General features: G+C 44.0%; 18 protein-coding genes. 7 read left to right on the top strand and 11 right to left on the bottom strand.

What is annotated here, in order from left to right; genetic code table 11:
* The first annotated feature begins 143 nt into the window (after positions 1-143).
* The 6 genes from potA (at position 144) to AB4180_RS20935 (ending at position 6276) form a co-directional block, all read left to right on the top strand.
* The gene (gene potA / locus AB4180_RS20960) at positions 144-1259 is read left to right on the top strand and encodes a spermidine/putrescine ABC transporter ATP-binding protein PotA (protein ID WP_009846720.1); all 1116 of its coding nucleotides are present in this window, start codon (positions 144-146) and stop codon (positions 1257-1259) included.
* On the top strand, positions 1243-2100 hold the full coding sequence (gene potB / locus AB4180_RS20955) for a spermidine/putrescine ABC transporter permease PotB (RefSeq protein WP_012603924.1): 858 nt from the start codon (positions 1243-1245) through the stop codon (positions 2098-2100). Before potA ends, potB begins: the two co-directional genes overlap by 17 nt.
* On the top strand, positions 2100-2870 hold the full coding sequence (gene potC / locus AB4180_RS20950; RefSeq protein ID WP_017100633.1) for a spermidine/putrescine ABC transporter permease PotC: 771 nt from the start codon (positions 2100-2102) through the stop codon (positions 2868-2870). Before potB ends, potC begins: the two co-directional genes overlap by 1 nt.
* A gap of 137 nt (positions 2871-3007) precedes the next feature.
* Positions 3008-4042: an extracellular solute-binding protein gene (locus tag AB4180_RS20945; protein WP_017097859.1), complete on the top strand. Its 1035-nt coding sequence runs from the start codon at positions 3008-3010 to the stop codon at positions 4040-4042.
* A gap of 227 nt (positions 4043-4269) precedes the next feature.
* Entirely contained in the window at positions 4270-5307 is a 1038-nt protein-coding gene (locus tag AB4180_RS20940; RefSeq protein ID WP_029222954.1) for an extracellular solute-binding protein, read from the top strand.
* A 102-nt stretch (positions 5308-5409) separates the two neighbouring features.
* Positions 5410-6276 (top strand): GGDEF domain-containing protein, encoded by an 867-nt coding sequence (locus AB4180_RS20935; RefSeq protein WP_017097858.1) that lies wholly within the window; start codon positions 5410-5412, stop codon positions 6274-6276.
* Positions 6277-6386: 110 nt separating this feature from the next.
* On the opposite strand, the gene cobB is transcribed toward AB4180_RS20935, so the two are convergent.
* The 11 genes from cobB to AB4180_RS20880 form a co-directional block, all read right to left on the bottom strand.
* On the bottom strand, positions 6387-7121 hold the full coding sequence (gene cobB / locus AB4180_RS20930; protein WP_017097857.1) for a Sir2 family NAD+-dependent deacetylase: 735 nt from the start codon (positions 7119-7121) through the stop codon (positions 6387-6389).
* 204 nt (positions 7122-7325) lie between these two features.
* Positions 7326-8546, bottom strand: coding sequence for an ammonium transporter (locus AB4180_RS20925; RefSeq protein ID WP_102250109.1), 1221 nt, complete (start codon positions 8544-8546; stop codon positions 7326-7328).
* Between the two features lie 411 nt (positions 8547-8957).
* Entirely contained in the window at positions 8958-9374 is a 417-nt protein-coding gene (locus AB4180_RS20920; RefSeq protein ID WP_017059624.1) for a hypothetical protein, read from the bottom strand.
* On the bottom strand, positions 9358-10431 hold the full coding sequence (locus AB4180_RS20915; RefSeq protein WP_102250110.1) for a formate dehydrogenase subunit gamma: 1074 nt from the start codon (positions 10429-10431) through the stop codon (positions 9358-9360). Before AB4180_RS20915 ends, AB4180_RS20920 begins: the two co-directional genes overlap by 17 nt.
* 13 nt (positions 10432-10444) lie before the next feature.
* Positions 10445-11053, bottom strand: a complete 609-nt coding sequence (gene fdh3B, locus AB4180_RS20910) for a formate dehydrogenase FDH3 subunit beta (protein ID WP_004733723.1) — start codon at positions 11051-11053, stop codon at positions 10445-10447.
* 11 nt (positions 11054-11064) lie between these two features.
* A complete protein-coding gene (locus AB4180_RS20905; protein WP_012603933.1) occupies positions 11065-13920 on the bottom strand; it encodes a formate dehydrogenase subunit alpha in 2856 nt (951 codons plus the stop codon).
* Positions 13921-13930: 10 nt separating this feature from the next.
* Complete coding sequence (locus tag AB4180_RS20900; protein ID WP_048610996.1) at positions 13931-14131, bottom strand: twin-arginine translocation signal domain-containing protein; 201 nt, start codon at positions 14129-14131, stop codon at positions 13931-13933.
* Between the two features lie 76 nt (positions 14132-14207).
* A complete protein-coding gene (locus AB4180_RS20895; protein WP_029225439.1) occupies positions 14208-14876 on the bottom strand; it encodes a molecular chaperone in 669 nt (222 codons plus the stop codon).
* A 9-nt stretch (positions 14877-14885) separates the two neighbouring features.
* Positions 14886-16547, bottom strand: coding sequence for a 4Fe-4S dicluster domain-containing protein (locus AB4180_RS20890; protein WP_102250111.1), 1662 nt, complete (start codon positions 16545-16547; stop codon positions 14886-14888).
* A 302-nt stretch (positions 16548-16849) separates the two neighbouring features.
* Positions 16850-17536, bottom strand: coding sequence for a DUF3306 domain-containing protein (locus tag AB4180_RS20885; protein ID WP_102250112.1), 687 nt, complete (start codon positions 17534-17536; stop codon positions 16850-16852).
* Positions 17526-17990 carry a DUF3305 domain-containing protein gene (locus AB4180_RS20880; RefSeq protein ID WP_102250113.1) on the bottom strand — a complete coding sequence of 155 codons (465 nt, stop codon included), beginning with the start codon at positions 17988-17990 and terminating at the stop codon, positions 17526-17528. Before AB4180_RS20880 ends, AB4180_RS20885 begins: the two co-directional genes overlap by 11 nt.
* Before the next feature lie 371 nt (positions 17991-18361).
* Here AB4180_RS20880 and fdhD point away from each other — a divergent pair, with 371 nt between their 5' ends.
* Positions 18362-19183 carry a formate dehydrogenase accessory sulfurtransferase FdhD gene (gene fdhD, locus AB4180_RS20875; RefSeq protein ID WP_009846735.1) on the top strand — a complete coding sequence of 274 codons (822 nt, stop codon included), beginning with the start codon at positions 18362-18364 and terminating at the stop codon, positions 19181-19183.
* The last annotated feature ends 236 nt before the right edge of the window (positions 19184-19419 follow it).

Genomic DNA, 19419 nt, shown 5'->3' with positions numbered 1-19419 from the left:
GGATGTTTACTTTTACCTGCGAATTTTTTTGTCTTCGAAAGATAAAAAATGCTTTGAATTCACGTTTTTGGTGATTATGATGCGCGCCTTAGAGGTGTATAGCAACAGGTCTCAAATAGAACCAAGGTGGAGAAAAACAGACGTTGAACGCTAAAAAATCAGTAGGGAAGCCAGTAGTACAGCTAACTGGCATCAGTAAAAGTTTCGATGGTAAGGAAGTCATCGGCAATCTGGATTTAAACGTAAATCATGGTGAGTTTCTCACGATTTTAGGCCCATCAGGTTGTGGTAAAACAACCGTGCTAAGAATGATTGCGGGTTTTGAAACGGCGGATAGTGGTGAAATACTATTAGCTGGACAGAACGTAACCCAAGTTCCTGCTGAACAAAGGCATGTAAACACTGTTTTCCAAAGCTATGCCCTATTCCCGCATATGACCGTTTTCGATAATGTGGCATTTGGCTTACGCATGCAGAAAGTTCCAAGCAGCGAGATTGAACCTCGTGTAATGGATGCTTTGAAAATGGTGCGCTTAGAGCAAATGGCACAACGAAAGCCACACCAGCTATCTGGCGGCCAACAGCAACGTATCGCAATCGCTCGTGCTGTCGTTAATAAGCCTAAAGTTCTCTTGTTGGATGAATCTCTATCTGCTCTTGATTACAAACTACGTAAACAGATGCAAATCGAGCTGAAACAACTGCAACGCCAACTTGGTATCACGTTCATTTTTGTAACGCATGACCAAGAAGAAGCACTCTCTATGTCCGACCGCATTATTGTTATGCGTGATGGCGTGATTGAACAAGACGGAACACCAAGAGAGATCTACGAAGAGCCTAAGAACCTATTCGTAGCGCGTTTCATTGGTGAAATTAACGTATTCGAAGCGACAGCTAAATCTCGTCAAGATGAAAAGCGCATTGTTGCGACAATCGAAGGTGAAGAGTCCATTATCTATCACGATAAAGACGTAACACCGGGTCAAAAACTGCAAGTATTGCTTCGCCCTGAAGATCTTCGTATCGAAGAAATCAAAGAATCTGAGCAACGCGGTATTGTTGGTCACATTGTCGAGCGAACCTATAAAGGCATGACATTAGATTCAGTCGTAGAACTTGAGTCGGGTATGCGTGTCATGGTTAGCGAATTCTTCAACGAAGATGACCCTGATGTTGATCACTCACTGGGCCAAAAAGTTGCAGTAACTTGGGTTGAGAGCTGGGAAGTGGTATTAGAAGATGAGCAAGAAGTTTAATTTACAAAACGCAATTGTTGCTTTAATCACAGGTTGGTTGGTGCTGTTCGTGATGATTCCAAACATCATGATCATCGGTACTAGCTTCTTAACTCGTGATGAAGCTAACTTGATTGAGATGACTTTTACTCTCGATAACTATGTGCGTTTGGCTGACCCGCTGTATTTTAAAGTGCTGATGCACTCTTTCTATATGGCAATCGTTGCTACCCTGCTTTGTTTAATTATTGGTTACCCGTTCGCCTATATCGTGGCAAAAATGCCAGCGAAGTGGCGTCCAATCATGTTGTTCCTCGTGATTGTACCATTTTGGACTAACTCACTGATTCGTACTTACGGATTGAAAGTGGTTTTGGGTACTCAAGGGGTTCTGAACAAAGGTTTGTTAGCGTTAGATATTATCGATAAGCCGCTACGCATCATGTACTCAGAAACCGCAGTAATGATTGGTTTGGTGTATATCCTACTTCCATTCATGATTCTGCCGCTGTATTCAGCGATTGAAAAACTGGACGATACGTACCTAGAAGCGGCTAAAGATTTAGGTGCGAACAAACTGCAAACGCTATTGAAAGTCGTGTTACCACTGACTATGCCAGGTATTGTCGGTGGTTGTTTATTAGTGTTATTACCTGCATTAGGTATGTTCTACATCTCTGACCTATTAGGCGGAGCAAAGAACCTGCTGATTGGTAACGTGATTAAGAGCCAAGTACTTAATGCTCGGGACTGGCCGTTTGGCGCTGCGACGAGTATTGCACTGACCGTGGCAATGGCTGTGATGCTTTATGCCTACTACCGTGCAGGCAAGTTATTGAATAAGAAAGTGGAGCTAGACTAATGGGTCGCACAGTTAAGTTCAGCTTTATGGCGCTGGTATACGCTTTTCTATACCTACCTATTATCGTATTGATTACAAACTCATTTAATGCCAATAAATTCGGCATGAAATGGGGTGGTTTTACCACCAAGTGGTATGACGCACTGATTAACAACGACAGCCTAATGCAGGCTGCGTGGCATTCGATCAACGTAGCGGTGTTCTCAGCGACTGCCGCAACGATTGTCGGAAGCCTGACAGCCGTTGCCCTATTCCGTTACCAATTTAAAGGTAAAGGCATCGTCAATGGCATGTTGTTCATCGTGATGATGTCACCAGATATCGTAATGGCGATTTCGCTTCTTGCGCTATTCTTGGTTATGGGTGTACAACTTGGGTTCTTTACCCTACTTGCAGCGCACATTACTTTCTGTTTACCGTTCGTTGTTGTCACGGTCTACAGCCGCTTGAATGGCTTTGATGTGAAGATGCTAGAAGCAGCAAAAGACTTAGGTGCAAGTGAGTGGACGATTCTAAAGCAGATCATTCTACCTCTTGCTAAGCCAGCGGTTGCTGCGGGTTGGTTATTGAGCTTCACTCTGTCTTTGGACGATGTGATCATCAGCTCTTTCGTAACAGGTCCAACTTACGAAATCTTGCCACTGAAGATTTACTCGATGGTTAAAGTCGGTATATCTCCAGAGGTCAACGCCCTAGCAACAGTGATGTTAGTGGTGTCGTTAATACTGGTGATTATTTCTCAGTTGTTAGCGAGAGAGAAAATCAAGTAAGTCTCCTACTCTTTACTGAGACGGACTTGATAAGATTCAAGTTTAATAAAAGTGTTATTCATAAACAGAATGGTAAATTGCCATTCTGTTTTTCTATCTACTGCCTTTAGGCAACGTTTAGTTTGGAGCTAACGTCAATGAAAAAATGGGCTACTCTATTAGCTGGTAGTGCATGTGCGCTTTCAATGTTATCTGCATCATCATTTGCAAAAGATAACAAAGAATTGGTATTCATGAACTGGGGACCTTACATCAATAGTGAGATTCTAGAACAGTTCACTGATGAAACTGGAATCAAGGTTATCTACTCAACTTACGAGTCGAATGAAACCTTGTACGCAAAGCTAAAAACACACAACAAAGGCTACGACCTAGTTGTGCCGTCGACTTACTTCGTTTCTAAGATGCGTGACGAAGGTATGCTACAAAAAATCGACAAAACTAAGCTGTACAACTTCAAGAACCTAGATACTAACTACTTAGATAAGCCGTACGACCCAAGCAACGACTACTCTATTCCACACGTAGTTGCGATTACAGGTCTTGCTGTTAACACTGAAATATACGATCCGGAAGACTTCCAAAGCTGGGCTGATCTATGGAAGCCAGAGCTTGAAGGCCAACTGATGATGATGGACGACACGCGTGAAGTGTTCCACATCGCACTGCGTAAGTTAGGTTACTCTGGTAACACAACCAACGAGAAAGAGATCGACGAAGCTTACGCTGAACTACAAAAGCTAATGCCGAACGTTCTAGTATTTAACTCAGATAACCCTGGTGCGCCATACATGTCTGGTGAAGTGGGTCTTGGTATGCTTTGGAATGGTTCTGCTGCTGCCGCGCAAAACGAAGGTCTACCAATCAAACTGGTTTTCCCTAAAGAAGGCGGTATCGGTTGGGTTGATAACTTTGCGATTAGCTCTGGTGCGGTAAACGTAGATGCAGCTCATAAGATGATCGACTTCCTACTTCGCCCAGAAATTGCAGAGCAAATCTCTCGTGACACAGGCTACCTAACGGCAGTTAAAGCGTCTAACGAGAAGTTTAAAGACAGCCCTGCGCTGTTCCCATCTCAAGAAGACCTTGATCGTGTGGAATGGCAAGCTGCGGTTGGTGATAAGACGGTGAAGTACGAAGATTACTTCATGAAACTTAAAGCCGGTCAGTAAGCGAGTTTGTTATCTAATTGCTCCGGTCAAAAGAGGCTAATAAGTAACTGGTTTACTTAACAAGCCTAGTTAGGTAATCAACAAACTAAAAATAAGAATATCAATGAATAGGCAGCTTAGGCTGCCTATTTTGTTATATCACTGCTATAATTTAGCGCGATTTTTAGAAATCCATTTACTTTGGGTTCAATACCCAGCTCCAAATCAAACAAATGAACGGAACAGTAATGAAAAAAACACTGTATACCGGCGCATTGTGTGCTGCTACTTTACTTTCTACACCCTCTTTCGCAGCTGACCAAGAACTGTATTTTTACAACTGGTCTGAATATATTCCAAATGAAGTACTAGAAGACTTCACCGAAGAGACTGGCATTAAAGTCTATTACTCAACTTATGAGTCTAACGAAAGCATGTACGCTAAGTTAAAAACTCAAGGTACGGGTTACGACTTGGTCGTTCCTTCTACTTACTTCGTTTCTAAGATGCGTAAAGAAGGCATGCTTCAAGAGCTTGATAAAACTAAGCTAAGCCACTTTGCAGATTTGGATCCAAATTACTTAGATAAGCCATTTGACCCAAATAACAACTACTCGATCCCATACATCTGGGGTGCAACGGGTATTGGTATCAACTCAGATATGCTAGACAAGTCTTCAGTTAAAAACTGGGGCGATCTGTGGGATACACAGTGGGAAGGTCAACTGATGATGATGGATGACTCTCGTGAAGTTTTCCATATCGCACTGTCTAAACTGGGTTACTCTCCAAACACGACTAATCCTGAAGAAATCAAAGAAGCGTACGAAGAACTTCGTAAGCTGATGCCAAACGTATTGGTATTTAACTCAGATTTCCCAGCAAACCCTTACCTAGCGGGTGAAGTGTCTCTTGGTATGCTTTGGAATGGCTCTGCTTACATGGCACGTCAAGAAGGCGCAACGATTGACATTATCTGGCCAGAGAAAGGCGCTATCTTCTGGATGGATAGCCTAGCGATTCCAGCAGGTGCTAAGAACACTGAAGCGGCACATAAGATGATCGACTTCCTTCTTCGTCCAGAGAACGCTGCGAAAATTGCTCTGGAGATCGGTTACCCAACACCAGTTAAAACAGCTTACCCTCTTCTTCCGAAAGAATTTTCTGAAGATAAGAACGTTTTCCCGCCACAATCAGTGATGGATAATGGTGTTTGGCAAGACGAAGTTGGCGAAGCGAGCGTTATTTATGACGAGTACTTTCAAAAACTTAAAGTAGACAACTAATTTGTTAGCAAAAATTTAATTGTTGCTAGTAAGTTAAATAAAGCGGCGTAAGCCGCTTTATTTTTATTCAGAAATTATATAGGATTGAGCAAACAATACGAAGTGCGATTACATATGCAAGCAAACCCTATCCTGTTAGTTGTGACTTTTATGCTGTTAGCATCACTGTTGATGCTTGGCTTGAGTTCATTTATTCATATTGATTCAAACTATGATTTGTTTTTCGAAACAAATACCCTCGTGATCACTATGTACATCTATTATGTTGCGCGTCATTCAATTCGTCCCCACAAAGTTCTTCGCTACGGCGCTCTATTACTCATTTTTAACCTATTTTATGACGTATCAACCGAGCTTAAACATCTTGATGAGTGGGCTGACCAAAATGAACTAATAGATACCTTCTTGGAAGACGGGTTGCTACAAATTGCATTTCTATTGATCGCTTACGGCATTACAGAATTAACTGGAAAAATCAAAGACCAAGGTAAACGCGACGAGCTTACTGGTTTGTATAATCGCAAGAAGTTTGACGCGATCAAACTTGCAGAGTTTGAGCTCATTTATTTCGACTTAGATGGACTAAAAGAGGCAAACGACCTTAAAGGCCACAAAGTTGGAGATTTAATGATTGTTCGTTTCTCTCAGGCTCTGAGGCAAACTGCTTTGGAAGATGAAATGGTGTTTAGAGTGGGTGGTGATGAGTTTGTTGCAACGGCTCAACTCGGTCGTGGTGGTGAGTTTGTCAGCCAAGTCAATAACTTACTGCATGGTGAGAACATCAGTTTTTCTTACGGTATCGAAGTGACCAGCCGAGATAATTTTAAACAGGCATTGGTTGAATCCGATAAGGCGATGTACGAAATGAAAAAAGCTCAACGACCTGTTCAAAACTCTTGGTGCACGTCTTGTCCTAATCTAGAGACAAATTGCCTGAATATAGAAACAACAAGGCAAACCGATGACTAGAGCCTCATCTGAATAAATGTCAGTTTGCCACTGATAAATGATAACTGTTGCTGATAACGAGCTCTCAAGTTCCAACCTTAAGCGGGTCAATCAATTTATTGGCACAAGGGTCAGGCCGTTAGAGACCCCTTCTCTGACAGCAATAGCTCACCGACTAGCTTAGGTACCTCGATACTCGCCTTACCGTAACGTTTCTCTTCAAATTCACTCTCTACCGCACTGGGTTCGAGGTTTATCTCGATCGTATGTGCTCCATGCATTTTAGCATCATGTACAAAACCTGCGGCTGGATAAACCACACCTGACGTGCCGATCGAGATGAACAAATCAGCTTCTTCTAACGCTGAATAAATGTCGCCCATCCTCAATGGCATTTCGCCAAACCACACAATATGAGGGCGCATTTGAGCTGGTATCTGGCAACAATGGCACAATTCACCAGTATGAATGTCGTCTTTGTGCTCTAGAACTTGGTTTGACTCACTACAACGTGCCTTAAGAAGCTCACCGTGCATGTGGATGATATTGCTGCTACCGCCTCTCTCGTGCAGATTGTCGATGTTCTGAGTGATGATAGTTACTTTGCCATCGAGCTTATCTTCAAGCTCTCCTAGCGCCTTGTGGGCTGAATTTGGAAAGATATTTTCACTCTGTAATCCATGACGACGCTTGTTGTAAAACGCTTGTACAAGGTCAGGATCTTTTGCAAAACCTTCAGGTGTCGCAACATCCTCGATTTTATGGTTTTCCCATAATCCGTCTTGTGCTCGGAATGTTTGTATCCCCGACTCCGCAGAGATACCGGCGCCAGTAAGAATTACGATATTTCGGTATGGGAAATGCATATAACGTCCTTTTCAATATGTCACTTGGTAACAGCTTAGCACTGTTCAAATTCCAACAATAGTTTTAGGGATTAGACCATAGTCTTAGCCAACTGAATTCATTGGCTATTTGTGACATAACTCGCTTGATCTCTGCTATTCAGAAATGAAATAGGCACAAAAAAAGCGGCCGAAGCCGCTTGATGTTTATCTATTGAACCGTGATCAGTCTTCGTTGATTGATGAGATCTTATGGATAGAAAGATCCGCGCCATTAAACTCATCTTCTTCACTTAACCTTAGGCCAGTTACTTTGCTCAACACACCGTAGACAACCAATGCACCGATTAAAGCCACCGTAATGCCCGCTAGTGTACCAACCATCTGAGCAGTAAAGCTTACGCCCCCTAGCCCCCAGAATGCTTGCTGACCGAAGATACCCGCTGCAATGCCACCCCATGCACCACATACACCGTGCAGAGGCCACACACCTAGCACATCATCTATCTGTGTTTTGTTTTGCATGTAAGTAAACAAGTAAACGAACAATGCGCCAGCTACGCCGCCTGTTACCAGTGCGCCGAGTGGGTGCATTAAATCTGAGCCTGCGCAAATAGCGACGAGACCAGCTAAAGGACCATTGTGGATGAAGCCTGGGTCATTTTTACCTGCAATCAGAGCCGCAAGAATACCGCCAACCATTGCCATGAGTGAGTTCATTGCCACGAGACCGCTGATACCATTGATAGCTTGAGCTGACATCACGTTGAAGCCAAACCAACCCACACATAAGATCCAAGAACCTAGTGCTAAGAATGGGATGTTTGATGGTGCGAAGTTAGTGTGTTTGCCGGCGCGGACACGGCCTTTGCGCATGCCAAGGAAGTAAACCGCGACCAATGCAATCCAGCCGCCAACACCATGAACGACAACAGAGCCCGCGAAGTCATGGAAGCCATGACCGAATTGCGCCTCAAGCCAATCTTGGAAACCAAAATTACCGTTCCAGATGATGCCTTCAAAGAATGGATAAACAAAGCCTACGGTGAACAGTGTTGCGATGAGTATTGGATAGAAACGTGCACGTTCTGCAATACCACCGGATACAATCGCAGGGATTGCTGCGGCAAAGGTCATTAGGAAGAAAAACTTAACTAGCTCGTATCCATTCCCTTGCGATAGCGTTTCTGCGTCGGCAAAAAAGTGCGCGCCGTAAGCGACCCAATAACCGATAAAGAAGTAAGCAATGGCGGAGACTCCAAAGTCCGAGAGGATCTTAACCAACGCATTAACTTGGTTCTTCTTTCTAACTGTACCTACTTCCAAAAATGCAAAGCCTGCGTGCATTAAGAAGACCATGATGGCGCCTAATAATAAAAACAGAGTATCCGAACTCTGCGTCAAGCTCTGTACTGCGCTATGAACTTGGTTAACCGTTTGACTCATTAAAGCTCTCTCCCTTAGCTTTGTCTCAATTGCACTAGAACCGTGCGAATTGATGTCGTAATTAATTAAAGACTCAACAGTAAATGCAAGATGCGTTCCAACTTGGTTACGCAAAAAACGTGCAACAGAGTTTGGTTTTAAGTTATTGATTCTTTGTGGTTAATTTCTTAGGTGCACTTTATTGGTTCTCAGAGAGAGAAAACATTCGATAACTGATTGCACCAATTGTGGGAATTGCACCATATTGATGCGGTCAATATAAGGCATTAGATCAGTTACCTAGCGCCCAAACGACAAAAAGCCCAGTGAAATGAATCACAGGGCTTTTAAGGTCTTTCGCTGATTACAGTTAACTCATCGCAAAGGAGCTATTATCGAGTTTGGTAACCCGAACGGCTTACATATAAACGCTTAAAGGTTTGGACCTGTTGTCGGGTTTTGCGGTAGGTTTTGACTTAAACGCTGCATGCCTTGATACATACGAATAAACCACACCACAATCGCCACACCACCAAATAACATGCCCACATATGGAATGTAGTAAGCGATGTCATCGATAATGTGGTTTTGATACCAGTAATCGTTCACACCGATCAACACGCCATTAGAGGTCGCTACCGTGACGATAAGCACAACAAAGAACGTCAGGTTCAAGAAGAAAGAGCGAATCAAGCCGTAATAATGCGTATCCACTACTTCGCCGTCTTCCCCTTTATCTAAACGATAGCCTGCGTAGATAATCGCGACCACACCAGAGAGAAGACAAGTAAAGGGTGTAAAGCAGCTTAGGATGTAAGCGACCCAAATACCTTTATGAGGTTTGTTCATTCTTATTCACCTCTTCGGTTTTCTCTATTGCTACGTTTGCGCTTTGTTCAGCGCCGCTATTCTCTTGTTCCATCACTTCTTTGTACCAAAGGTCATGGTGCTCTTTAGCCCAAGTTTCATCGACTTCGCCTGTTACCATACCTTCTAGAGCGCCTTCCATACCGAACAGGCCGATGTAGATGTGGAACACAAAGCCACAGATAAGGATTAAAGCAGCCAACATATGGACTAGGTTTGAAAGCTCCATATCTCGACGGGTTTGACCGAAGATTGGAAAGTCCAAAACCAAGCCACTGATCGCAGCGACACTACCCATAACGATAAGCAGCCAAAATAGCGCTTTTTCCCCCGCGTTCGAAAACTCTGCAGATGGATGAGAACCTTTGTGTTTCCCTACCATGCCGCCTAGTTTGATGAACCACTGGATATCGACCATTTTGAAGATCGACTTACGCCACCACTTGATAAGAACAGCCATCAACAACACATAGAAAATCGGGCCGATGTAGTTGTGGTATTGCTTGGCCAGTAGAACGATGAAGCCCCATAAATCGGTTGGGATATAAGGTTTCAAGAAGTGTTTACCGTAAACCAACATCAAACCACTGAAAGCCAGTGTTAAGAAGGTAAACGCCATGCTCCAGTGCAATGCACGATCCAGTCGCGACCAACGTTTGATCTTACGACCCGTTCTTGGTGCACTCAGCATTAATGGGCCAATCACAACGTACATTAAAGTAACGAAAGCAATACTGCCAAAGATAGCGACAGCACCGGCTGGTGACATCCACTTCTCTTTCAATATGTACCACGTTTGACCCGGAGTACTGATCAACACACCATGCTCAGCTGATTGAGATGTGGTGTAACCTTCCTTACCGTTTCTTACTTGTCGCCAAAAATCAGCGCCAGCAAGTTGTGTGATTTCTCTTTCAGTAGAGCTCGATTGAGTTTGTGATGAGTTCGTCTCAGATGCATGACTCAAAGGAGACAGCATTGTTAGTGCTGCCAACATCGGCAGCACAACAAGGAAGAGACGCTTAAACATTGTAAGCATATGTCTCTCCTAACTAGCTCTTCATCGCATCGTAAGAAAGGTCGTTGCCGTCTGTCCAGCCTGCACCCTTCGCACCACGCTCAACAACACGCTGACGGAATACATCAGAGACTTTCTCTGCATCACCCGCTAGTAGTGCTTTGGTCGAACATAAAGAAGCACACATTGGTAGCTTGCCTTCAGCAATACGGTTCGCACCGTACTTCTGACGCTCTTCCACAGAACCAGGTTCTGTTTCAGGGCCGCCAGCACAGAAGGTACACTTGTCCATTTTACCGCGCTCACCAAAGGCTTCCTGTTTAGGGAATTGAGGTGCGCCAAACGGACAAGCAAACAAGCAGTAACCACAACCGATACACAGATCTTTATTGTGAAGTACGATGCCGTCTTCTGTATGTTCAAAACAGTCTGCTGGGCAAACTGCCATACAAGGGGCATCAGTACAGTGCATACATGCGACTGAGATAGAGTTTTCACCCGGTTCGCCATCGTTCAGTGTGACAACGCGGCGACGTTGAATACCCCATTCCAGAGCATCATCATTTTCGTTCTTACATGCAGTGACACAACCGTTACATTCGATACAACGTTTGGTGTCACAAAGAAATTTCATTCTAGCCATTTTAAGACTCCTTACGCTTTACGAATATTACAAAGGGTTACTTTCGTTTCCTGCATCAACGTGACAGGGTCGTAACCATATGTGGTTGCTGTATTGGCAGCTTCGCCAATAACGTAAGGATCAGAGCCTTCTGGGTATTTAGAACGTAAGTCTTCACCTTCAAACTTACCACCGAAGTGGAACGGCAAGAACGCTAAACCCGGTTTAACACGACGAGTAACCATCGCTTTCACCTTGATGCGGCCTTTCTCAGCACCTTCAACCCAAACATCATCGCCATCTTTGAAGCCAATGTCGTTTGCGTCTTTCGGGTTCACTTCAACAAACATCTCTTGTTGAAGTTCAGCTAGCCATGGGTTTGAACGTGTTTCTTCACCACCACCTTCGTACTCAACCAGACGACCAGAAGTCAGAATGATTGGGTATTCAGCAGACTTGTCTTGGTCTTGAATTGATTTGTACAACGTAGGAACACGGAAGATTGCTTCCTTGTCATCCCATGTTGGGTAGTCAGCAACTAGGTCACGACGTGGTGTGTAAAGTGGTTCACGGTGCAGTGGTACGCGGTCTGGGAATGTCCAAACAATCGCACGCGCTTTCGCATTACCAAAAGGAATACAACCGTGCTTGATAGCCACACGCTGGATGCCACCAGAAACGTCAGTCTTCCAGTTTTTGCCTTCAGCAGAGGCTTTTTCTTCTGCTGTTAGGTCGTCCCACCACCCCAGTTGTTTCAGCAGTTTGTCACTGAACTCTGGGTAACCATCTTTGATTTCGCTGCCTTTTGAGTAGCTGTCTTCAGCCAATAGGCTTTGACCTTCAAATTCGACACCGAAACGAGTACGGAAGTTACCGCCGCCCTCAGCAACAGGTTTAGACGTATCGTAAAGGATATGCGTACCTGGGTGTTTCATCTCTGGGTTGCCCCAGCATGGCCAAGGAAGACCGTAAGTCTCGCCATTCGCTGGGCCGCCTTCTGCAGCAAGCGTTGTTTTGTGGAACGTGTGCCAGTTTTGTTGGTGTTCTTTCAAACGTTCTGGGCTTTGACCTGTATAGCCGATCGTCCACATACCTTTGTTGAATTCACGAGTGATGTCTTCAATCAATGGTTGGTTGTTCTCAACACGGATGTTTTTGAACAGTTGATCAGAGAAACCAAGCTTCTTAGAAAGAAGGTACATGATTTCATGATCAGGCTTAGATTCGAACAGAGGATCAACAACCTTGTCGCGCCACTGTAGAGAACGGTTTGATGCCGTTACACTGCCGTAGGTTTCAAATTGAGTGGTTGCTGGAAGCAAGTAAACGCCATCTGTGCGATCGTTCATTACTGCTGCAACTGTTGGATATGGATCAACGATAACCATCATATCCAGCTTCTGCATTGCCTTCTTCATCTCTGGACCACGAGTCTGAGAGTTCACCGCGTGACCCCAGTAGAACATGGCACGGATGTTTTCGCGCTGACGAATCTTGTCTTTGTCTTCAAGTACGCCATCAACCCAACGAGAGACAGGAATACCTGCACTGTTCATTGGTTTTTGACCACCGTATGCGTTGTCGTCGAAACGTCCTTTCACCCAGTCAAAGTCGATGTCCCAAACTTTAGACCAATGGCGCCAAGAACCTTCAGACAAGCCGTAGTAACCCGGTAGTGTGTCTGATAGTACGCCAAGGTCAGTTGCGCCTTGTACGTTATCGTGACCACGGAAAATGTTTGCACCGCCACCTGATTTACCGATGTTACCTAGCGCAAGCTCAAGTACACAGTAAGCACGTGTGTTGTTATTACCTGTAGTATGTTGAGTACCACCCATACACCAAACGATACAACCCGGACGGTTTTCAGAAAGCAGTTTTGCTGTGTGGTAAACGTCTTCTTCGCTTACGCCAGTAACACGCTCAACTTCAGCAGGGCTCCACTTCGCAACTTCTTCACGGATCTCGTCCATGCCGAATACACGTTGGCGGATGAATTCTTGGTCTTCCCATTTGTTAGCAAAGACATGCCATAACACACCCCAGATAAACGCAACGTCTGAACCTGGGCGAAGAGAAACATAGTGATCAGATTTCGCAGCAGTACGCGTACGACGAGGATCCGCAACAACGATCTTACAGTTGTTCTTCTCTTTCGCGATTAAGATGTGTTGCATCGCTACTGGGTGAGCTTCTGCTGGGTTTGAACCAATGAACAGCATCGATTTACAGTTGTGCATGTCATTGAACGAGTTTGTCATTGCACCGTAACCCCAAGTGTTTGCAACACCGGCTACTGTGGTTGAGTGACAAATACGCGCTTGGTGGTCAACGTTGTTGGTGCCCCAAAGCGACGCCATCTTACGGAATGCGTAAGCTTGCTCGTTGCTGTGTTTTGCACTACCTAGGAAGTAAACCGAATCAGGGCCTGACTCTTTACGAAGTTCTAGCGCTTTGTTACCGATCTCTTCAATCGCTTGTTCCCAAGAAAGCTTCTTCCACTTACCGCCTTCCAATTTCATTGGGTACTTAAGACGACGTTCACCGTGGCCGTGTTCACGCAGAGCTGCACCTTTCGCACAGTGTCCACCAGCGTTGAATGGGTGATCGAATGCAGGCTCTTGACCTGTCCAAACACCGTTTTGAACTTCAGCGTAGATACCACAACCCACAGAACAGTGAGAACAGATAGTACGTTTCACTTCTGTTTTCGCTTCAGGGTCGACTGATTTAGCCTGCGCCTTTTTCATCATACCCGGTGCGAATAGACTTGCGCCTACTACCGCACCACCAGCGGCTAATGAAGTGTTTTTCATGAAGGCACGTCGAGACACACCCAGTTGATTGGTTTCTTTGCTCACACTATCGGAGCGTTTGACAAGTTTCATCCGTTATCTCCTAAAGTGTGTCGTAGTAATCGCGAATGTGTTGCGTTTCACGATAGCCAGTCTTCTTCATGTCTTCTTTCGGCATTTCAACCGTTTCTGAAGCTGTTGCCACTTTCGTTGTTCCAGCGACAACCGCACCAGCAACGGCTGCAGTCGTTAAGCCTTTGAGTAAGTCCCTACGGCTTGAGTTTATTTCTTTATTATCTTTCATCATTGCTTCCTTACCTTACGGTAGATCTTTTTGGAGGCTTCATGCCCCTCTATCGATATAATCGCGTACTGCTCGATTACTCGTAATCAGTGACGTTTTTCACATCAATCTTTAATTTGTGTTTACTGCTTTTTGTATTCACGCTGAAACGAACCTGCTCCAACGTTAAGAATGCTTCACATAGCTGTGCTGCTGATTTGTAGAAGTTCGCACTTTCTGCACTTTCAAGCTGACGTGTAAAAGAGTTAAACCAAGGCCCGATATGTTTATTGAAAACGGCTTGTTGTAGCGCGTCTTCTTCATCGGTTAGCATCGCCATTACTTCACAAAGAGCCGCGATATGATCTTCAGGCTCTTTAACCTGCTCATCACGTTCAATGCCAAGCAATTCAAGATCGTGACGGATCTCAGCTAATGGTTTTTCCATCATCGATCCTGTTCTGTGCCAAGATCCAAATGGAACAATCTCCCCACGACCAATGCCAATGAAAAGATTCTGATATTCATCTTCTAGTGCTTCGCGGTTTGATTCAGTTGCTGCTTGTTGAATCGCAATCCAAGCCTTTTGCATCGCACTTTCAGACGCTTCAATGTCTAGTGTCTTTAGAAAGTCGATCACCTCTTCAGAAGGTGCGCTACGAAACAATGCAGAAAGAACCAGATAGATTTCAGTTCTTAGTGTCTGTTCTTGCTTTAATTCTTTTGCGAGCTCAGGCTCTTGTGCCTGATCCAAATTAGTATCCAAGGCCAACTCCTAGTATTTCAATTGTTTCAATGGGTCTTGAGCCATTGAATCGAACATGTCTACCACACGGCAGTCTTCACACATCGCAATACGATTAATTGCTGTCTCATCTGAGAAATGAGAGTGACCGCGTAACTTATTTTGTAACATGTCAATCATAGACTGCGGTGCGAATGGTTTATGACAACGTAAACATTCCGCTGCTTTCTCTTCATGAATCACAACAGCCTTCTGACGTTCTTCTTTCACCCAATTCATACGAGGAGTCAGAGTAAGAACATTCTCAGGACATGCCTTTTCACACAGACCACATTGAATACAGTCTTGCTCTACAAACTTAAGTGATGGAGAGGCACCATCGGTATGCAGCGCACGTGTTGGACACACAGCCACACAGCTCATACACAAAGTACAATCTTTGCTTTCACACGAAACCGTGCCGTATGGCGCATTCGAAGGGAGCTCTACAATGTTTTCAACAGGAATACGAGATGAAGACATCGCGTCAAGTGCTGTGAATAGACGTTGACGTTTATTTCCTTGAAGATCGCCAAGTGCAAGATCGAATGAATCAACACACAGTGTTGGAGGACCTTCACGTAGAGATTCTAAATACAGGATATCGATGGTTTCTTTTGGAACACCGATTTGGTCTAGTAACTCTTGAGCGATCCCTACTTCATTATTCAGGACACGAATGATCGTCTCTGGCATAAAGCGAGAAGCAGCAAACAGAACCTGAGTTGCGCCATTCACTAACGCTGCAAACCAAGTATCAATACCAATAGAAGGCAATTCTTCAACAACGATTGGAATCACGTTATCTGGTAGCGCTTTAAGAGCCATCACGTTGTAAGTTTCATGACGTGAGCTACAGATAAGTACGATTGGGTCCAGACCGCCTGCATGTTCATAGTTAGCTAGCGTACGTTCAATGAACTTTTGCGTATCGTCAGGATTTGGAAGCGCATAGGTAATCGCTTCTGTAGGACAGCTTGTTGCACAAGTCCCAACGCCCTGACATAGGTAAGGGTTAATCTCGATCTTGTGACCTATCTTGTCTGAGCCTTCACTTGATAGTGCGCCAGCAGGACAAGCATCAACACAACGCTCACAGCCTTTAACGCCACGTGAACTGTGCGCACAAAGGTCGGTGTCTAAACGGAAGAACTTAGGCTTATCGAACGTGCCCATTAGCGTTGGAATCTCTTCTAACGCTTCAGCCAGTTTTGGATAACCGCGCCCTACTGGGTAATACCCAGGAACAGGTACTTCTTCAGTCATGCAACTATTCAGACAAAGGTCTAAAACCACATCGAAACAATCGTGATTAATGGCGACTTTCGCTAGGTTGCTTGATGTGCCTTTACTCTCAATCACGACTTCAAACGTGCCGAGGAAACCCGATACTTGAACCGAATTCGCGAAGTACAGTTCTGGGTTTGTGCCCTTTTCGCCGTCTGTTGACAACAAGGTTAAGCTCGTTAATTGAGGTAATTGCGCCGCAGCACTTTCAATGATCGCAGTTGGACCAATAACAAGTGTATTACCGCCGCTTTCGTAGCTAACAGTAGGTGGAATCAGATTTGTTAACTCTACTGTATTTTCAAATGCATACAGTCTTGCTTTAGCGTTATTTGAAGTTGCTTGTTCTAATAATTGTTTAAGCATTGCTCAGTTCCATCTATGGACATGGATAATCTGTTCAACCTTCATTGTAGTAAGCGATAGAGAACTTGCTGAGTAATCCGTTAACAACTAACTCTTTAGCTAGTGTGCCATTCGTTAGACCCTGAACTCGTCTATCTACAAAAAAGTTGATAATGAACGTTATTTAGCAAATGCCATGCCAATTTAATAAGTGTTATATATCAGTGGCTTAATGGTTTTTAGCGTTTATTGTGCGTATAAAAAAACCGCTTGGGACATTTTGTCGCAAGCGGTTCATTGAGTGTTTAGTCAAAATGTACCTATTATTTGTGTGGTATATTTTGTCCCATCTCTTTCAGGTCAGCTTCGTCTGGCATTGTAGCGTTATTATCTGATACTGTTTTTTTATACAGTTTCTTTTCTTCCCCCGCAATTTCGTCACTTTCACTGAATTCTGACTCGGTCTCTTCGGCTTCATTAATAGAGTCATCAACCTCATCAATCAAAGTTTCTTCTTCATTATCAGCGACTTGTTCAGGTTCGTTTACTGTGTCTTCTTCTGTCTTGTCTTTTACCCAATCGCGAAGAGTTTCTGCAACTCCTTCAGACAGAGACTTCAAATTGCTGTAATCGTCGTCGTAATCATCTAAACCATCACGAACGTTGAACTCTTCTGAGAGGAATAGTTTACGCAATGCGGCTTTTTTTACGCTTTCAGAGGCTTCTGATACCAATAATTGGGCAACAGACAAATCTTCAGTGGCTTCTGGTGCGGGATCTTGAACGTCAGCAACATGAACTTCTTCATTGATTTCTATAGTTTCACTCTCTAAAGACTGAGGCGCTGCTGCTTCCATTTCAGACGAAAGATCAGCAGGCGAAATCTCAGAAGTTGAAGAATCAGAGGGAGTGAGTGCTGGTACTTCCAATGTTTGCTCTACTTCCAAAGGTTCGTCAGTGGATTCATCAAGCTTTCGTTGAGACCAACGGCTAAAGAAGTTAGTTGCCATTTGATCTTCCCGCGCCTTTGCGTTTCTTACGTCTTGTTTCTAATAACTCGCCATGACGACCGATGAATGCTTCCATCCAAGCCTGTACGGGCAAAGGAATGTCGTAGGAAAGTACTTGGTTGTCACCGTCCATGTATTGCCCTGCAACGGTTTGTGAGGCAGTAAGTAACTGAATGACGGGCTTAACATCAGAATCGACATTATCCATTACTAAGAAAAGCTTAGGTTGCTGAGAGCTTAGGTTGAATCGATAGTCTGTACGTTCATCTTTATGTAGTTGAAGTAAACAAACGTCTTGGGCGTCATCTTCTGGTGACAGTTCAAACCCCATCAATTCCCATTGAGTGGTTACCCAGATACCTGTCTTGATCTCTTTCTCTATTCTTTGGACACCTATTGGCCAAGTTGCTTCTGTTTTTTCATATTGTTCTTTGAATTCTTTTATCTCAGACATACTTCACCCAATTGATTTTCTTTGGTCTGAATGTGCTTAGGACATTTTGTACTTAGCTCAATCATATAAGCGCTATAAAGCAATAAACACGCCAATACATGTTAACTTTTACCATCTTACATGATGGCTTTCGTTATTAAGTTGTAACTTAACGGTAGTCGATACACGTAAATTCAGACAACTCCACTCGGTGAACTCTCATATTTTGCGCTATTTTAATCTAATGCTTCATGTTTCCATCAATCCCCGTTATTTTGGAATAAGATTTGCTTTAAGTATGAGTTAAAGAATCGATGAACAAGATCGGCGTTAGACCCTCTTGTTAACTTCTTATCTCTTAAAATCGCTATCTCATTAAGTAGGACGTGACTGTGGTAAAACCAAACATAATAAAAACTAGTGAAAACCCACTTCAAACAATCGAAGTTGAAGTGTTTGATGAATATGGTGAGAAGCTAACCAAACAGATCGCTTGTGAACGCCCTCTTACCGTCATGTTGAACTGGAAAGAGATCGTAACCCTGATGACGCTCGGCTCGCGTCCTGAATCTTTAGTCTTGGGTTATTTGAAGAACCAAAGCTTCCTTTCTGACCCTGAAGCAGTTGAATCTATCATCATCGATTGGGAAACCAGCTCTGCAGCGGTTATCACCAATGAAGATACGAGCCAGCTTGAGCAAGCGCTTAAGAAGAAGACGGTGACCTCTGGCTGTGGTCAGGGCACCATGTTTGGTAACGTGATGAAGCAGTTGGAAGATTACCAAGTGCCTCAGACCAAAATTAAGCAATCTGAAATTTACACGGCTTTAGAAGCACTGACTCATTACAACGACACGTACAAGAAAGCTGGCGCAGTCCATGGTTGCGCTGTTTGCAAAGACGACAAGGTTCTATCGTTTGTTGAAGATGTTGGCCGTCACAATGCGGTAGATACGTTGGCTGGTGAGATGTGGCTTAACAAAGAGTCTGGTGAAGATAAGATTTTTTACACTACTGGCCGCCTGACTTCTGAAATGGTCATCAAAGTGGCGCAGATGGGTATTCCTGTTCTGTTATCACGTTCAGGCGTAACGCAAATGGGTTTAGATTTGGCTCAGCAATTTGGTATCACGACCATCGCTCGTGCTAAAGGCCTGCGTTTCCAAGTGTTCACTGGCGCAGAGAAGATTGAATTTGATGTGAAAGGTGAATAATCAGCAGTCGGAAAAAAGCGTAGGTTCGATTGGAGATTCACTAACCGCTTCTAATTGTAAAGTTCTGATGTAAAGAGTTAGTGACCCTTCAAGGATAGATACATAGAAACTTAGCTAGATACAAGATACAAAAACGCCGTCATGCTTTTCAGTATGACGGCGTTTTTAATTTTCAGTTTATAGCTTATGGCTTATGGCTTAATTTCCAACGCATTGAGTTGAAAACTAAGGCTAAC

This window comes from Vibrio sp. 10N.286.49.C3 (assembly GCF_041469545.1).
GTDB lineage: Bacteria > Pseudomonadota > Gammaproteobacteria > Enterobacterales > Vibrionaceae > Vibrio > Vibrio tasmaniensis_A.
The sequence above is the reverse complement of the archived record's forward strand: the minus strand, read 5'-3'. Positions and strand labels throughout refer to the sequence as shown.

Bases quoted from the DNA above. Each gene is read 5' to 3' on its own strand.
- AB4180_RS20945 (WP_017097859.1), top strand. From the start codon at position 3,008: ATGAAAAAATGGGCTACTCTATTAGCTGGTAGTGCATGTGCGCTTTCA.
- AB4180_RS20915 (WP_102250110.1), bottom strand. From the start codon at position 10,431: ATGCTTACAATGTTTAAGCGTCTCTTCCTTGTTGTGCTGCCGATGTTG.
- cobB (WP_017097857.1), bottom strand. From the start codon at position 7,121: ATGCATTTCCCATACCGAAATATCGTAATTCTTACTGGCGCCGGTATC.
- AB4180_RS20890 (WP_102250111.1), bottom strand. From the start codon at position 16,547: ATGCTTAAACAATTATTAGAACAAGCAACTTCAAATAACGCTAAAGCA.
- AB4180_RS20880 (WP_102250113.1), bottom strand. From the start codon at position 17,990: ATGTCTGAGATAAAAGAATTCAAAGAACAATATGAAAAAACAGAAGCA.
- AB4180_RS20900 (WP_048610996.1), bottom strand. From the start codon at position 14,131: ATGAAAGATAATAAAGAAATAAACTCAAGCCGTAGGGACTTACTCAAA.
- AB4180_RS20905 (WP_012603933.1), bottom strand. From the start codon at position 13,920: ATGAAACTTGTCAAACGCTCCGATAGTGTGAGCAAAGAAACCAATCAA.
- AB4180_RS20885 (WP_102250112.1), bottom strand. From the start codon at position 17,536: ATGGCAACTAACTTCTTTAGCCGTTGGTCTCAACGAAAGCTTGATGAA.
- AB4180_RS20925 (WP_102250109.1), bottom strand. From the start codon at position 8,546: ATGAGTCAAACGGTTAACCAAGTTCATAGCGCAGTACAGAGCTTGACG.
- potC (WP_017100633.1), top strand. From the start codon at position 2,100: ATGGGTCGCACAGTTAAGTTCAGCTTTATGGCGCTGGTATACGCTTTT.
- AB4180_RS20920 (WP_017059624.1), bottom strand. From the start codon at position 9,374: ATGAACAAACCTCATAAAGGTATTTGGGTCGCTTACATCCTAAGCTGC.
- potB (WP_012603924.1), top strand. From the start codon at position 1,243: ATGAGCAAGAAGTTTAATTTACAAAACGCAATTGTTGCTTTAATCACA.
- fdh3B (WP_004733723.1), bottom strand. From the start codon at position 11,053: ATGGCTAGAATGAAATTTCTTTGTGACACCAAACGTTGTATCGAATGT.
- AB4180_RS20940 (WP_029222954.1), top strand. From the start codon at position 4,270: ATGAAAAAAACACTGTATACCGGCGCATTGTGTGCTGCTACTTTACTT.